A 15,025-nucleotide genomic window follows, 5' to 3' on the forward strand; every position below is an offset into this window, starting at 1 on the left:
CTTAGGCAACCTTGTTGGAATTGGCCGCGCGACGGTTTGGTTTTCGCGCATTTTCGTTCATGAAATCAATCACAAGGGGACGAATGTTGTCGCGCCAGCTGCGGCCTGCGAAGATACCATAGTGACCGGCGCCGGGTTCGACGTGGCTTGCCTTTTTGCTGTCGGGCAGGCCGGTGCACAAATCCAGCGCGGCAATACACTGGCCGGGTGCAGAGATGTCATCATTTGCACCTTCGACAGTCTTCACCGCAACATCAGTAATCTTACTGATGTCCACCTTGTGACCCGCGACCACGAACTCGTTTCTCGCAATCTCTCGATTCTTGAAGACCCGCTCGACCGTCGAAAGATAGAACTCGGCTGTCATGTCCATCACGGCCAGGTATTCATCGTAGAAACGGTTATGCGCATCCTGATCCGAGGCTTCGTCCCGCATGACGCGCTGGATCTGGTCGGAAAACGCTTTAGAGTGACGATCTGCATTCATGGACATGAACGAGGCCAATTGCAGCAGTCCCGGATAGACCATGCGCCCTACGCCCTTGTACTTGAAGCCAACGCGCTGAATCATTGTTTCTTCCAACTGGCCCATAGTGACGCGACGGCCGAAGTCTGTCACATCGGTCGGCGTGGCGTCCGGATCGACGGGGCCACCAATCAGCGTCAGGGTGCTTGGCTGGGCTTTGGGTTCAATCTCGGCCAGGTACGCCGTTGCAGCCAATGTCAGAGGCGCAGGTTGGCAAACGGCAACAACATGGGTGTCTGGCCCAAGCTCTTTCATAAAATCTACAAGATAGAGCGTGTAGTCTTCGACATCGAATTTGCCTGCGGATACAGGGATGTCGCGCGCATTATGCCAATCTGTGATGTAGACTTCACAATTGACCAGAAGGCTTTTCACCGTCGAGCGCAGCAACGTTGCATAGTGCCCGGACATCGGTGCAACCAACAGCACTTTGCGCGGTTGTTCTTTCCGGCCATTGACGCGGAAATGCACCAGATCACCAAAAGGGCGTTCCAGAACAGTCGTGATTTCAACCAGGTGGTCCTTGCCATCTTCGCAGGTGAATGTGCGAATACCCCAATCGGGCTTTGCAACCATCCGCTGGAACGTACGCTCGGTCACTTCACCCCAGGCGGCCATCCAGTTGAATGCGGGGTTCGGCACCATGGAAAACATCGGATAAGACGCCATCGCGCTGGCGGTTGCACCAAGCCACTGGTTGGTGTTTCGCGCAGTTTCCATCAGGTCGTAGGTCATCATGTAGCGCATAAATGGGGCCTCCTGAGTGTCAGCCTGATAGTTCGGACCATTCGTCGCTTTGCCCCCCAGCACCCACGACGTTATTCTGCATAGCAGCGAGGTTAGGGGGGAATTGTTAAAATGACAACTAGTGAAGACCACATGCCAGACGTATCCGAAGAACACATTGAACGCCTTAAAGAAAATATGGAAAAGGTTGAGAAGTTGTCGAAGCGCCTGATTGAGGTCATGGCTGTAAAACGGCCCCACACGCCCGCGCTGGACGGCCCGAATCAAGAGCTTTTCGCACGAGCAGCAAGTGCCTATTGGGCCGAGGCTTGGCAAAATCCCGCCAAATTGCTGGAACAACAGATAGAATTTTGGGGCAAGTCAGTGTTGAACTTTGCCGAGGCGCAGAAAGCGCTGACTGCGTCTGACGCGGAAAGCGAAGCACCCAAGCCAGAAGACAAGCGATTTTCGAACCCCCTTTGGGAGACCAATCCCTATTTCCGTCTGATCCGCCAGCAATACCAGACCAATGCGCAAGCAATCGCGCAGGCTGTTGCGTCCGTGGATGATCTGGATGCCAAAGACAAAAGGCGGCTGCAATATTTCTCGCAACAAATCGTCGACATGATGGCGCCGACAAATTTTCTGGCGACCAATCCGGATGCCTTGCAAAAAGCGGTCGAAACCGAGGGCCAGTCACTGATCAAGGGGTTGGAAAACCTTGTGTCAGATCTGGAGGCCAATAATGGAGAATTGGTCGTCAAACTGGCAGATGAAAGTGCCTTTGAGGTCGGCGGTAACCTGGCGACGACGCCGGGGGAGGTGGTTTATCGCAACCGGATGATGGAACTGATTCAGTACAAGCCAGCGACCGAAACGGTCTACGAGACTCCGATTGTCCTGTTTCCGCCCTGGATCAACAAGTTCTATATTCTGGACCTGAAAGCCCAGAACAGCATGATCAAATGGATTACCGAACAGGGGTATACCCTGTTTGTTGTAAGCTGGGTCAATCCGGACGAAAGCTATGCCGAAACAGGCATGGAAGACTACATTCAGGACGGTTTCCTCACCGCAATCGAGACGGCCAAGAAGATTTGCAAGGTCAAACAGGTCAACGCTGTGGGGTATTGCATCGCGGGCACCACCCTGAGCCTGACGCTGTCTCTGCTGAAACAGCGAGGAGACAAGTCGGTCAAATCGGCGACCCTGTTCACCGCATTGACGGATTTTTCCGATCAGGGAGAGTTCACGCCCTTCCTTCAAAACGATTTTATCGACGGAATCGAAGAAGAAGTGAAAAAGGAAGGTGTGCTGCGGTCGTGGATCATGGCGCGCACTATGTCCTTCCTGAGATCACGTGACCTGATCTATGGCCCGGCCATTCGCAGCTATATGATGGGTGAAGTGCCCCCGGCCTTTGATCTGCTGTACTGGAACGGTGACGGAGCCAATCTGCCTGCGAAAATGGCGGTTGAGTACTTGCGTGGACTATGCCAGCGAAACGAATTTGCCACCGATGGCTTTGAGTTGCTGGGGCATAAGCTAAAGCTTGGTGACGTTGATGTGCCCCTTATGGCCATCACATGCGAAACCGATCACATCGCGGCGTGGAAAGATTGCTATCGCGGTGTGCAAAAGATGGGCTCGCGATCAAAAACTTTCGTGGTTTCCGAGTCGGGTCATATTGCGGGTATTGTGAACCCGCCCAGCAAGAAAAAGTACGGGCATTACACCAACCCGGATTTGAAACCAGACGCCGCCACCTGGTTGAAGGAAGCCGACTTTCATGAAGGGTCATGGTGGCCCATGTGGGATGCCTGGCTGAAAAAGCGGTCGGGCAAGCAGGTACCGGCCCGCAAACCCGGCGATTCGAAGCACCCGAGCCTGGCTGCGGCACCCGGAACGTATGTAGTGGCAAAACCAAACGCCTGATTTCATTCTGAAACTTAAATTTTTCTGCAATGCAGCAAGAAAAAACTTGCAATGCTGCATTGCAGCAATCATATTGTCCTCAAGCTGATGAAACCCGGGGTGGGCCCGGACTGGCTAAAAGGATTATGACAATGGCTAAGACCCAAGACTTTACCGCGATCATGAAAGACATGATGGGTGCATTCCCTGTGGACACAACCGCAATGGAAGGCGCATTCAAATCGACCGCTTCGCTGAACGAAAAGCTGTCGGGCGTTGCTTTGGAAGCAGCTGAGAAATCGGCAGAGATCTCGAGCAAATGGACCAAAGACACGCTGGCCAAACTGACCGAGATGTCGAAAGCCAAGGCAGAGCCTGCCGACTACGCAAAAGCAGCAACCGATTTCGCAAGCGCGTCCGCTGAAGTTGCAGCCGAGAACATGGCCGCTTTCGCAGAAATCGCAAAAAAAGTTCAGACCGAAACCGTCGAACTGCTGATGGCTGCTGGTAAAGAAGCTGCGGAAGAAGCATCCGCTGCTGTTAAAAAAGCAACCAACGACGTGACCACAGCCGCTAAAAAAGCTGCTGCTGCGAAGTAAGAAAAGTCAGCGAAACGCACCCGACCCTCCCTATAGGTGCAATCGCGTTGGGCAGGTCCATTGACCTGCCCTTTCTTTTTGTGCTGCACTCGCATAACCTGTGCTGCAACGCATCATCCTTGGGGAGGGAACCCGGTGTCGGACCAAGAAAAACCGCTGCTGATCAAGCGCTATGCCAGCCGTCGGCTGTATAACACCGAGACCAGCGATTACGTGACGCTCGAAGATATCGCGGGATTCATCCGTGACGGGCGCGAAGTACAGATCATCGACCTGAAATCCGGCGACGACCTGACACGGCAGTATCTGCTGCAAATCATTGCTGAACATGAAAGCCGCGGCGAGAATGTGCTGCCGGTCAATGTTCTGAACGATCTGGTGCGCAGCTACATGCTGCCGGGCGGGGGCATGATGCCGCAATTCCTGCAAAGCTCGTTCGATATGCTGCGCGAAAGCCAAAGCAAGATGATGGAAAACATGAACGCCATGAACCCGATGTCCCAGATGCCGGGTTTTGAAGCGTTGCAAGCACAGCAGCAGGCATTTCTGAAGGCTATGACAGGTGGGTTGTCTGGCAGATGGTCCTCGCCAGAGAAGGAAAGTGAAAAGTCAGAGCCGAAAGAGGATCTTGACGATATCAAGAAGCAGTTGGCTGAACTTCAACAGAAGCTTTCGAAACTGAATTAAGGTGAGCCGGAGGAAAAGGCCCACCATTTAAGTGGGCCAGTTCTAGTCTCAGGTACCGTAGACCGGCATTGGGCCGGTCACTTCGCCAACGGCGGCCAGCAAAATATCTGCAATCACGTCCAGCTCTGCGCGCGTCAGGCGTACGGGCAGTCGGACGTCACACGCTTTCATCAGCATGTCACGTGTTTGCGGAAGCTCGAACGTTTCCGGCAGGAATTGCCAGTTCCAGAAGGCGCGCGCATTGTCCTGGCTCAGGCCAAAAACCTGAACTTTGACACCGCGTGCCTCGGATGCGGCGGCAAATGCGCGAATCTCGTGTTCCTGCAACCCAACCAGATTGAACTGAATCGAATCCGGCGCGCGCTGCTCGGGGAGCAAGGGCGCGGGCACGTTGATATGGGGTGAGGTATTCAAGCGTCCGGCAACATAGTCGTGGTTCGCCAGACCGTCGCGAACACGACGGGCCAGTTCCGGGATTTGCGGGCGGATCACAGCGGCGCTCAGGTTGTTCAAACGCAGGTTATAAAGCGGCAACTTGTTCTGCCAGCGAGCGAAGGCCTCTTCCAGCTCGGACGAGTTGTCGCCGTGCGGTCCTTTGTGTTTCTTCCAGTTATGTTCGTACGCGCCCGACATGATGACGGCACGAGCCACCAGATCAGCATCGTTTGAGATCAGAATACCACCTTCGCCCGCATTGATCATCTTATAGGACTGAAACGAGAAACAGCCGACCTTGCCGATGGTTCCGATATTTTTGCCATGCCAGGTCGTGCCCAGCGAATGCGCAGCGTCTTCGATCACCGGGATGTCACGCGCGTCGCACAGCGCCATGATCGCGTCCATATCAGATGTGTGGCCGCGCATGTGGCTGATGATCACCGCATGAACGCTGTCGAGCTTGGCCTCGAAATCGGGCATGTCGATGCGATAATTCTCACCCACTTCGCACAGAACCGGGATGCAGTCCGCGTGAATGACTGACGAGGGAACTGCGGCAAATGTGAAGCCGGGGATCAGGACGCGCGCATCGCGCGGCAAACCCAGTGCCTTGAGTGACAGAAACAGCGCAGCAGAACAGGATGAAACAGCGAGAGCGTATTTTGTGCCCAGAAGTTCGGCAAACTCGGCCTCTAGCAAAGACACCGGGGCATCTTGCGGGGCGGTATAACGAAACAAGTCGCCCGACTGCATCAGGGCGTCGATGGCTTCTTTTGCTGCTTCTGGGATGGGTTCGGCGTCATGAACGTTTGGTGGAAGCGTCATATTTGGATTTCCCGAATTCTATCTTTGGTAAAGATAAAGCTATTCGGGTGGCAATCCAAGCCCTCAATCGCCGCGCCAGCGGAAATTCACCAATTTGTCACAAGTAACGTGGATCAAATCCCAAGCCGGTCCCGCAAGGCGAACCATGTCATTGCCAGCACTAGCAGCGGGTTGCGCAGGGCGGATCCGCCGGGGAAGGGCAGGGTTGGCACGCGGGCCATTGTATCGAACCCTTCTGCCTGTCCCTGAATGGCCAGCGCCATCAATTGCCCTGCATGGGTTGCGGTGCCTACACCATGGCCGGAATAGCCGGAAGCAGACAGAATATTGGGTGCGATACGCACCAGATAAGGCATCCGCCGCATGGTAATGGCCAGCGTCCCACCCCAAGCGTAGTCGATTTTGACATCGCGCAGATGTGGGAAAATCTCGGTCATCGGCTTGCGGACCTTCGCAGCGACATCCGCAGGAAAACGATAGCCATAGCTTTCGCCGCCACCGAACAAAAGCCGGCCATCGGCGCTGAGGCGGAAATAGTTCACCACGAACTTGGTATCCGCGACCGCGACATCCTGCGTCAGGACCCGCGCAGCCTCGCTACCAAGGGGTTCGGTCGCTGCGATGAAGTTGTTGATGGGCATGACACGGGCCGCGACGGTCCGGTTGAGATTGCCAAGATAGCCATTGCAGGCCAGCACAACATGGTCGGCCCTGACGTTCCCCCTGGCGGTCCGGATCAGGGCAGGCCGGGTTTCGTCAATTTCGATGACTTCGGTGCCCTCAAAAATGCGAACACCCGCTTTGGCCGCAGCCTGCGCCAACCCCAGCGCAAAGTTCAATGGGTGCAGATGAGCGGCCCCCATGTCCAGATACCCGCCCTTGTAAGCGGGTGAGGGGCACAGTTTGTGGCCTTCTTCTTCATCCAGTAGCTTGATCTGGTCATAGTGATACCGGTCGGACAGATGGTCTGCATGGTTATGCAGCTCTTTTCGTTCTGAAGCTGACAGACCCAGAACCGCGACACCGGGTTGCAAGTCGCACGCGATCTGATGCTTGGCGATCAGTGATTTGACTAGATCCTTGGCGTCTTCGGCCAGGTCCCACAGCTTTGCGGCATCCGCGTCTCCGACAAGACGCTCGAGGTCTTCCTGATCCATCCGCTGCGCGCTGCCCAGTTGGCCACCATTGCGCCCCGAGGCACCAAATCCGACACGGTGGGCTTCAAGCAGAACGACATCTAACCCCGCCTCGGCCAGATGCAATGCTGCGGACAGGCCTGTGTAGCCGCCGCCCACAACGCAGACATCCGCCGTAATATCTTCGGCCAAAACGGGAAAGCGTTCCGTTGGGTTTGCCGTCGCGGCATACCAGCTGGCAGGATATTCGCCCTTGCGGTCATTGGAATAGAGCAGGTTCACGAAAAGTCTCAGACGTTGATCAGCAGATGTTCCCGTTCCCACGGAGAGATGACCTGCAGAAATTCTTCATACTCGGCCCGTTTTACGATGCCATAGACACGGGCAAACTCAGGGCCAAGGATTTCGTGCAGGGCGGTGGCTTCGTCAAACAGATCCAGCGCATCGCCCATGACCTGCGGGATATCCCCTTCGCCTTCATAGGCGTCACCATAGAATTGACGACGCGGGCGTTCCTGTTCAACCAGACCCAGATAGCCGCACGCCAGCGACAGGGCGATGCCCAGATACGGGTTGCAATCCATACCGGCGATGCGGTTTTCGACACGGCGCGATTCAGGTCCGGACAGAGGAACGCGAATGCCTGTAGTGCGGTTGTCGCGAGCCCATTCCAGATTAATCGGCGCCGCGTGGTCTTTCACGTAACGACGATACGAGTTCACATAAGGTGCCATCACGGCCAGACCGGCGGGCAGATGGTTCTGCAACCCGGCAATGAAGTGATAGAACGCGTCCGTTTCGCCGCCCTGCGGGCCCGAAAAGATGTTCTGGCCGGTCTCCATGTCGATAATCGAATGATGGATATGCATGGCCGAGCCCGGCTCTTCCTCGATCGGTTTGGCCATGAAGGTTGCAAAACAATTATGCCGCAATGCCGCTTCGCGGATCAGGCGTTTGAAGTAGAAAACCTCATCAGCAAGTTTGACCGGGTTGCCGTGGCGCAGGTTGATCTCCAACTGGCCCGCACCGCCTTCCTGGGTGATGCCATCGATTTCGAACCCCTGATGTTCGGCAAAGTCATAGATATCATCGATGACCGGGCCGAATTCGTCCACCGCAGTCATCGAATACGCCTGCCGCGCCGCAGCCGGGCGGCCAGAACGCCCCATCATCGGTTTGATTTCCTGTGCGGGATCGACGTTGGGGGCGACCAGAAAGAACTCCATCTCTGGTGCAACAACCGGTTTCCAGCCTCGGTTGTGATACAGCTGGACCACGCGTTTTAACACGTTGCGTGGGCTGTAAGGGATCGGATCACCATCCCGGTCATAGGCGTCGTGGATCACCTGCAGCGTCCAGTCCCCGGTCCAGGGCGCGGCTGAAGCCGTCGAATAGTCGGGCTTCAGGATCATGTCCTTTTCGATGAACCCGTCGTCACCCGCGGCTTCACCCCAGTCCCCCGTGATGGTCTGGAAGAAGATGCTGTCGGGCAGGTGAAAATAGGATTGCTTGGCGAATTTCGTCGCAGGCACGGCCTTGCCGCGTGCAATTCCGGGAAGGTCCGAGATGATACATTCAACCTCGTCCAGCCGCTGTCCGTGGAAATAGGCTTTGGCGGCTTCCGGCAGTTTATCAGTCCAATCAGCCATCAGGCTCTCTCTTTCTTTAAAAACTCGGCCATATGGCGCGCGATTGTGGCGTTGTCATCCGGAGCGGTTTCGCGATTTGCGGCCTCGCGCATCAGGTCTTCGGGGACGACGCCTTTTCCCCGTGTGCGCATCAGGCCCGCGACAAAACCATTGGTGAATTCAGGGTGGGCCTGAACTGTCCAGATCGTGTCTCCATAAGCCAGCATAGCGTTTTCGCAAAATGCGTTCTGACCCAGAACGCGCGCCCCTTCGGGTAGCTCGACAACCTGATCTTGATGCCAGGCATTCAGCCAGACAGTGTTGCCGTCAAACTCGTATTCAGTGCGTCCAACGGCCCATCCGCCCTTGAATTTCTCGACCTTGCCGCCCAGTGCCTGCGCGATAATCTGATGTCCAAAGCATACGCCGATCAGTGGCTTTCCGCTTTGCTGTATCTCTCTGACCAAGTCTTCCAGTGGGGCGATCCACGGCAGGTCTTCGTACGCGCCGTGGCGCGAACCGGTAATGACCCAGCCATCTGCGTCATCCGCGCCGCTTGGGAATATGCCGTCGACCACGGCGAAGGTCTGGAACTCGAATCCGTTGCCACCGAGAAGTGCAGGAAACAGCTCATCATAGTCGCCGAATTCGCCATGCAACGCATCTGGTGTGTGGCCGGTTTGTAATATGCCGATTTTCATGTGTCACCAAATTTGATCAAATTCACTCTAGCTGAGTCCGAATGAGGCGGCAAGGGGGGTCAAACCGCCTCGAGATAGCTCAGCCAGTGATCTTCAGGAGTGATGCGTTCAAATCGTTCAACTTCCTGTCGCTTGGTCATGGTCAGGTACTGGATCAGGTCAGCCGAGAAAAGTCGGGAGACCAGAGGGTCGGTTTCAAACCTGTCAATTGCAGTTGCCCAGTCCGGCATCAGTTGGGGCAGGTCTTCAATATCGTAAGCATTGCCTGTGATCGGAGCAGGGGGGTGCAGGCTGTCTTCGATCCCGACAAGGGCTGCGCCCAATACCGCGGTCAGCATCAGGTAAGGGTTGATGTCACCACCCGCGACGCGGTGTTCGATGCGCCGCGCTGCTGGTGCCCCGCCCGGGATGCGAATTGCGGCTGTTCTGTTCTCATAGGCCCAGCAGGCCCCGGTCGGCGCATGCGCACCCGGTACAAGCCGGGTGTATGAATTGCCATGCGGAGCAAAAATCAACGTGCTGCCTGGCATGGCCGCCACACAACCCGCGACAGCGGAATGCAGAATGCTGGTCCCTTCAGGCCCGCCATTGTCGAACACATTGCGCCCGCGTTGGTCCAGCACTGAGAAGTGCACATGCATCCCATTGCCCGCATCATCGGCATAGGGTTTTGACATGAATGTTGCGGCAAACCCGTGTTTGCGCGCCAGGCCGCGCGTCAACGCCTTGAAAAGCCACGTATCGTCGGCGCAGCGCATGGCATCCTGATGATTCAGGTTGATTTCGAACTGGCCAACGCCACTTTCCGAGATGGCGGTTTGCGCGGGGATGTCCATGGCGGCGCAGCCATCGTAAAGGTCTGTAAAGAAATCCTCGAACGCGTCCATTTCAGCGACCGACAGAACGGATTCGTGCAGCAGGCGGCGCCCGGTGATCGGGTTCAACGGAGGTTGCGGTTGCGCGCCCGAGGCATCGATGAGTGTGAATTCCAGTTCGGTCGCCGCGACGACCGACCAACCGCGTTTGGCATATCGGTCAAGAATGGCAGACAGAGCGTGACGCGGATCACCCGCAAACGGAGTGCCTGCATCGTCATACAAGCTCATCGGAACCAGCGCCGTTTCTTTCGGAAGCCAGGGGACAGGCACCGGGCCCCGGTCGGTTGGTCGCAGCACGCCATCCGCATCGCCGGTTTCAAACACCAGCGGGCTGCCGTGAATGTCCGCGCCCCAGAGATCGACATTGAGCGCCGAGAACGGCATTCGCACTGCACCTTTCTCCAGCTTGCTCGCATATTCAGGGGGCACGCGCTTGCCCCGCATCTGACCGTTCAGGTCACAGGCAGTCACACGAAAACTGTGCAGGGCGCTCAGGTCCATTTGGGGCTCCGTCAATTCTGTTTCCCCGTGATGTACTTCAATGGATCGGATTTGTCACCAAATTTGATCAAATTTTGATTTTTGGGTCAGATGTGGCTGCTCGACATAGATTTTTAGTTGAGTGCAAAAGTGGTCCTGCCGACAAAGCTCGCGTCTCGCATTTCCAGCAGTGAAAACATCATGGGAGTATCTGTTAATCCATTGAACATATTCCACAATGGCGTTGTCTGCGGCAAGTCAGAGAGTGGTTAGATTTTCCCAGTGTTGAAAGCGCGGCGATCGGATTTGATGCGACGCCTGAACCCGCAAAGCAGCTTCTTTTGACCACTCCTCAAAAATTGGCTTATTTCGACGATTTTTCTATGATAGCTGCGGGTTTCGTACTCTTGAGGATGGTTGAGTTGACTGCACGTGGAAGAGATAACATTCAACACCATGCCATACTGAGCATTGCACCCATGATGGATGGGATGGGGGCTTTCTGAAAGCCCTTGTTTTACTGGGGTTTCGAAGCGCCTTTGAACTTTGTAGCATTGATTGTAGCACCGGGTTTTGTCGGGTGAAGATTCGGGTTGTGTTTTTCAGCACGGATTGGCGGTCAGCGCCCCAACATAGTAAGCCAGTTTTCCTGAGCCGTTGAACTTTCTAGTAAGGATGAAAAGAAGCATCAGGTCCTTCGGCTCGTTTCAAAGCTATCGGCAGGGGCAGCACTCCTCATTGCAAAGCCAACGGTAGCAGTCGCAAGTGCAGTTCATTTTCACCGTTGGTTCGTGCAAATTGCCTGCAACCGGGGTTGGCGCAGCAAACGGCTATTGGTCCAGACCATTCAGAATGGTCCGGCTTCTCCTGGCGACAGCTTCTTCGATTTGACCAAGAAGCGCGTGGCCGCCCGCGGGCATGGCCTCGACCATCTTTCGGGCTGGTTCCGCCTGCTCCAGGACAGCCCGGGAAAGTGCTTCAACGCGTTGGACAGCTCCATCAGGCCTCAGGCCACATTTCTTCGCTTCGCGTTCCCAATGGCGTCTTTCGAGGTAGTCGCCGTCTCGTATCCCTCCGATGTCCAGTGCGGAGTTCCTGGTGATGCCGTCCCAGACAGCGGCACAAATGACATCATAGATCGGGGTCAATTCGATCCCGTCACCGGCAATCAGGATCGAATAGTTCTTCATATGTGCATCCGTATTACAGCACAGAATGTTGAGGACCATCGCGTCCCAGAGCTTCAGGACTTCACCTGCTCCGGCAACCTGTCGCAACCGATCCGCCATCATGGCGAAATTTCCCGTGGGGCCGCGGAATTGGGAATGCTGGTATTTCGCGGACGGCGGTAAGCCAAGAGCCTGACAGAAGTCCTCCTGGTGCAGCCGCCGAAGGGCGCCACCCTGGTCCAGACGATCGTATCGTCCGACAAGAAGGTACGTGCGTGATCCGGCGATGCCTGTTGTCACGGGGGGAGTGGGGATGCCAACCAGATTGGCAAGTGTCATGCAAAAGGCCTCGTTGTGGACACTGCCCCAAAGGTTCTTGCTGTCTGGCTTCAGGATGTGGCTGGATGCCGCGCCATCTACGGGAATTGCGATCTGGCCGTTATCCAGGACACGTACTGCCAGCTTGGTCTGAACCCCGGCAAGAGACATCGACACGCCATCGTCACCTGCCAGAAAGGGTTTTTTGGGAAGGTCGTTGATGATCCGTTCAAGCGCGTCTTCACTTTCTACCGGAATGACCTTCAGATCCGTCGCGCCGCGCTCGGCAAACGAAATGGCCCCTGAGGTATCCCGGCCGACCTGCTGCAACAGCCCAAGAACATCGGTATGTGGGACATCAAGGATTCGGGCGATCTGTCGAATGGCGTCGTTGTCTTCCGGAAGGAGGTTGAGCAGCCACGGGCCGAGCAAGTCCCAGCCATGAGGGTGCTCCCGGATGGGCATGGTCGTCGAAATCGGGAAGGCCCCGTGTTGATTGATCCATTCCGGTGCATATTGAAAGACAGGAGGTTCCTTCCCGTCTTCCACGATTTCCCCAACCGGGTGCCGTTCGAAGTAGATCTTCAATATCCGGTCCTCAAAGCGGGGGCAGTTTCGTATTCGATGGTCTTGCCGTCGGTTCGAACAGGGTCGAGATGTTCAGACCCAGAGCCTCGGCAGCTGCCAGCGAGGGGGCGAGGTAGCTCGTTCCCTTTCCGCTTTCCAGTTCGCTGATGAACCGGCGGTTTGATCCAATCATGGATGCCAGTTTTTCCTGCGTGTATCCAAGTTTCTTCCTCCGGTTTCGAATGCCGTCCCCGAATGCCTTGGCAAGCCTTTGCTCTGCGGTGCTTAGTTCCATATTCATTGCTCTCGGCTGTTACATCTCTGTAGCAATTCTTCCAGCTATGAGGTCTTGATACAAGTCTGTATCATTTTCTGGCCGAGTCACCCAGAAGTTACGTCCTTGTAGCAATTATGGCCTGTCCTGGAAATTGATACAAGTCTGTAACATGTATGTGGCTGTTTTTGTTTTGCCTGTTCCGTTCCCATGAACAGCAAGTCTTTCTTCTCGCTCTCGCACCTTGTCACAACAAGCTCAATCTTGCCCATACTCTATCATTCTGGCGATCGCCGTAGCCCGTCTTTCCTGAATGTACTTCGCCAAATGGGTATGGGGTATCTACATATTCAGCCAAATCCATCGAATGCACCCCTTTGGCACATTTCTGGCTTTCCTCTTCCATGAGCACGAGCGGAATCCTGATTTCGCCTGACCGGATTTTCTCATGAAACTTCCCGACAGAAAGTTTGAACCAATCGCGTACGACCGTTTCTGAATTGATGATCGCCTGGGCGTTGTACATTGCCATCATCATGATTGCCGTATTCATTAGATATCCTCACCTTCGAACGAAAAGCGGCCTAAACGAGCACTTGGGGCGGCATCAATTCGCGACAGGTCCAGCAACGCTTTTGCGCGTCTTTGCCTTTACGGCGCGTTCCAGGCCGCCCGGCTTTTTCAAGGCGTCTTCATGACACTTCAAACAGCTTCTTGCAGCCTGCTCCGAGGTAAATGTCTCGACCAGGTTGAGGATGACCTTTCCGTTTTTCTTCTTGCGAATCTGGACGGTTAAGCTCGGTTTGCCATTGGCCTTGAGGCGTTCTGTGATAGTTCCCATGGGTGTTCCTTTCAGTCACGGGTTTTCCATGGCCGGGACCTCTGATCGTTTGATTTTTTCTGAAGCCGGTTTGACTGGGTTTGAAACCCAAATCGGGGGCGATCCAGCCGAATGGGGCGGGACTGATGGGGTAGGATGGCGGCCCGGCAGTGCTCGAACAGGAGTTCTGGAACTTGGGGCGAAAAAAGTGCTACACGGCGCCGTCGGTGCTACGTTCTGTAGCACCGCACCCGAAAACGGGGCTAAATCGGGCCAAAACGAGGAAAACGGTGAAGATGGCGGATTCGAAAAACCAAGAAAAATCAGGGTTTTCCGAAGTGAGGCGGTCAGCGCGCCTCTCCATTGCACCCATGATGGATTGGACCGACCGCCACTGTCGGTATTTTCATCGGCTGCTTAGCTCGGAAACCTTGCTGTATACCGAGATGGTAACCGCACCGGCGCTTGTTCGGGGTGGGGCGCTGCATCTGTTGGACCATTCACCGCAGGAACATCCCGTGGCTTTGCAGTTGGGTGGGTCCGATCCGGAGGAGCTGGCGCAAGCGGCGCGTTTGGGTGCTGATGCAGGATATGATGAGATCAATCTGAACTGTGGATGCCCGTCGGACAGGGTGCAGTCTGGTACTTTCGGGGCGGTTCTGATGAAAGATCCGGCGCGGGTTGCAGAATGCGTCGCAGCAATGCGCGACGCGGTGACTGTGGATGTCACGGTCAAATGCCGTATCGGCGTGGATGATCAAGAGCCCGAAGAAGTTCTGTCTGCGTTTCTTGAGCAAATCAGTGCGGCAGGTTGTCAAAGAGTAACGATCCATGCGCGCAAGGCGTGGTTGCAGGGGTTGAGCCCCAAGGAAAACCGCGATGTTCCACCGCTTGATTATGACCTTGTGCATCGGATGAAAGCCGCGTTTGCGGATCTGCATATATCGATCAATGGTGGTATCGCCAGCTTGGACGAAGCAGCAGCACATCTGGACGCGGGTCTTGACGGCGTCATGATCGGTCGGGCGGCCTATCATCAACCCGGTGATATCCTGGCAGATGCCGATCGGCGCATCTTTGGCGTTGGAGCCATTCGCGATCCGATGACGGTTGTTCAAGAAATGGTGCCCTATATTGAGATGCACCTTGCCAATGGCGGGCGTTTGCACCAGATCACACGGCATATGCTGGGTCTCTATGCGGGGCGTCCCGGTGCGCGGGCATGGCGGCGCGCATTGTCCGAAGGGGCCGTGCAGGAAGGGGCCGGGCCAGAAGTCATGCTACAGGCCCTGAACCACATAGCGCCGATGGTCGAGGTTTAGACGGCAAAAGGGGGGAC

General features: G+C 55.6%; 14 protein-coding genes. 4 read left to right on the top strand and 10 right to left on the bottom strand.

All coding sequences use genetic code 11. The annotated features are described in order from the left end of the window. Position 1: 1 nt before the first annotated feature. Complete coding sequence (gene phaZ, locus AC2FPW_RS13760; RefSeq protein ID WP_480473454.1) at positions 2 to 1,273, bottom strand: polyhydroxyalkanoate depolymerase; 1,272 nt, start codon at positions 1,271 to 1,273, stop codon at positions 2 to 4. A 111-nt stretch (positions 1,274 to 1,384) separates the two neighbouring features. On the opposite strand from phaZ, the gene AC2FPW_RS13765 reads away from it, so the two are divergent. The 3 genes from AC2FPW_RS13765 to phaR all read left to right on the top strand — a co-directional run bounded on the left by AC2FPW_RS13765 (position 1,385) and on the right by phaR (position 4,452). Beyond that, positions 1,385 to 3,187 carry a PHA/PHB synthase family protein gene (locus tag AC2FPW_RS13765; protein WP_496814151.1) on the top strand — a complete coding sequence of 601 codons (1,803 nt, stop codon included), beginning with the start codon at positions 1,385 to 1,387 and terminating at the stop codon, positions 3,185 to 3,187. 131 nt (positions 3,188 to 3,318) lie between these two features. Beyond that, positions 3,319 to 3,765 carry a phasin family protein gene (locus AC2FPW_RS13770; RefSeq protein WP_209503426.1) on the top strand — a complete coding sequence of 149 codons (447 nt, stop codon included), beginning with the start codon at positions 3,319 to 3,321 and terminating at the stop codon, positions 3,763 to 3,765. A gap of 135 nt (positions 3,766 to 3,900) precedes the next feature. After that, entirely contained in the window at positions 3,901 to 4,452 is a 552-nt protein-coding gene (gene phaR / locus AC2FPW_RS13775) for a polyhydroxyalkanoate synthesis repressor PhaR (protein WP_267365377.1), read from the top strand. Between the two features lie 48 nt (positions 4,453 to 4,500). Here phaR and AC2FPW_RS13780 read toward each other — a convergent pair whose 3' ends face one another. The 9 genes from AC2FPW_RS13780 to AC2FPW_RS13820 all read right to left on the bottom strand — a co-directional run bounded on the left by AC2FPW_RS13780 (position 4,501) and on the right by AC2FPW_RS13820 (position 13,707). Beyond that, positions 4,501 to 5,715: a DegT/DnrJ/EryC1/StrS family aminotransferase gene (locus tag AC2FPW_RS13780; RefSeq protein ID WP_496814152.1), complete on the bottom strand. Its 1,215-nt coding sequence runs from the start codon at positions 5,713 to 5,715 to the stop codon at positions 4,501 to 4,503. 113 nt (positions 5,716 to 5,828) lie between these two features. Continuing rightward, the gene (locus AC2FPW_RS13785; RefSeq protein WP_496814153.1) at positions 5,829 to 7,133 is read right to left on the bottom strand and encodes an NAD(P)/FAD-dependent oxidoreductase; all 1,305 of its coding nucleotides are present in this window, start codon (positions 7,131 to 7,133) and stop codon (positions 5,829 to 5,831) included. Positions 7,134 to 7,141: 8 nt separating this feature from the next. Continuing rightward, entirely contained in the window at positions 7,142 to 8,500 is a 1,359-nt protein-coding gene (locus AC2FPW_RS13790) for a glutamine synthetase family protein (protein ID WP_209596891.1), read from the bottom strand. Then, a complete protein-coding gene (locus AC2FPW_RS13795) occupies positions 8,500 to 9,180 on the bottom strand; it encodes a type 1 glutamine amidotransferase (RefSeq protein WP_480473448.1) in 681 nt (226 codons plus the stop codon). Before AC2FPW_RS13795 ends, AC2FPW_RS13790 begins: the two co-directional genes overlap by 1 nt. A gap of 59 nt (positions 9,181 to 9,239) precedes the next feature. Next, on the bottom strand, positions 9,240 to 10,559 hold the full coding sequence (locus AC2FPW_RS13800; protein ID WP_496814154.1) for a glutamine synthetase family protein: 1,320 nt from the start codon (positions 10,557 to 10,559) through the stop codon (positions 9,240 to 9,242). A gap of 809 nt (positions 10,560 to 11,368) precedes the next feature. After that, entirely contained in the window at positions 11,369 to 12,613 is a 1,245-nt protein-coding gene (locus AC2FPW_RS13805) for a HipA domain-containing protein (protein WP_496814155.1), read from the bottom strand. A 10-nt stretch (positions 12,614 to 12,623) separates the two neighbouring features. Next, a complete protein-coding gene (locus AC2FPW_RS13810; RefSeq protein WP_496814157.1) occupies positions 12,624 to 12,887 on the bottom strand; it encodes a helix-turn-helix domain-containing protein in 264 nt (87 codons plus the stop codon). Positions 12,888 to 13,113: 226 nt separating this feature from the next. Next, a complete protein-coding gene (locus tag AC2FPW_RS13815; RefSeq protein WP_496814158.1) occupies positions 13,114 to 13,419 on the bottom strand; it encodes a pyocin activator PrtN family protein in 306 nt (101 codons plus the stop codon). Positions 13,420 to 13,473: 54 nt separating this feature from the next. Further along, complete coding sequence (locus tag AC2FPW_RS13820) at positions 13,474 to 13,707, bottom strand: hypothetical protein (protein WP_496814159.1); 234 nt, start codon at positions 13,705 to 13,707, stop codon at positions 13,474 to 13,476. A 275-nt stretch (positions 13,708 to 13,982) separates the two neighbouring features. Here AC2FPW_RS13820 and dusA point away from each other — a divergent pair, with 275 nt between their 5' ends. Next, entirely contained in the window at positions 13,983 to 15,008 is a 1,026-nt protein-coding gene (dusA, locus tag AC2FPW_RS13825) for a tRNA dihydrouridine(20/20a) synthase DusA (RefSeq protein ID WP_496814160.1), read from the top strand. Positions 15,009 to 15,025: the final 17 nt, after the last annotated feature.

The organism is Ruegeria sp. SATB027 (genome assembly GCF_059613825.1).

Excerpts from the sequence above, each read along its gene's own strand:
- phaZ (WP_480473454.1), bottom strand. The coding sequence starts at position 1,273 with ATGCGCTACATGATGACCTACGACCTGATGGAAACTGCGCGAAACACC.
- AC2FPW_RS13765 (WP_496814151.1), top strand. The coding sequence starts at position 1,385 with ATGACAACTAGTGAAGACCACATGCCAGACGTATCCGAAGAACACATT.
- AC2FPW_RS13770 (WP_209503426.1), top strand. The coding sequence starts at position 3,319 with ATGGCTAAGACCCAAGACTTTACCGCGATCATGAAAGACATGATGGGT.
- AC2FPW_RS13780 (WP_496814152.1), bottom strand. The coding sequence starts at position 5,715 with ATGACGCTTCCACCAAACGTTCATGACGCCGAACCCATCCCAGAAGCA.
- AC2FPW_RS13790 (WP_209596891.1), bottom strand. The coding sequence starts at position 8,500 with ATGGCTGATTGGACTGATAAACTGCCGGAAGCCGCCAAAGCCTATTTC.
- AC2FPW_RS13795 (WP_480473448.1), bottom strand. The coding sequence starts at position 9,180 with ATGAAAATCGGCATATTACAAACCGGCCACACACCAGATGCGTTGCAT.
- AC2FPW_RS13800 (WP_496814154.1), bottom strand. The coding sequence starts at position 10,559 with ATGGACCTGAGCGCCCTGCACAGTTTTCGTGTGACTGCCTGTGACCTG.
- AC2FPW_RS13810 (WP_496814157.1), bottom strand. The coding sequence starts at position 12,887 with ATGGAACTAAGCACCGCAGAGCAAAGGCTTGCCAAGGCATTCGGGGAC.
- AC2FPW_RS13815 (WP_496814158.1), bottom strand. The coding sequence starts at position 13,419 with ATGAATACGGCAATCATGATGATGGCAATGTACAACGCCCAGGCGATC.
- AC2FPW_RS13820 (WP_496814159.1), bottom strand. The coding sequence starts at position 13,707 with ATGGGAACTATCACAGAACGCCTCAAGGCCAATGGCAAACCGAGCTTA.
- dusA (WP_496814160.1), top strand. The coding sequence starts at position 13,983 with ATGGCGGATTCGAAAAACCAAGAAAAATCAGGGTTTTCCGAAGTGAGG.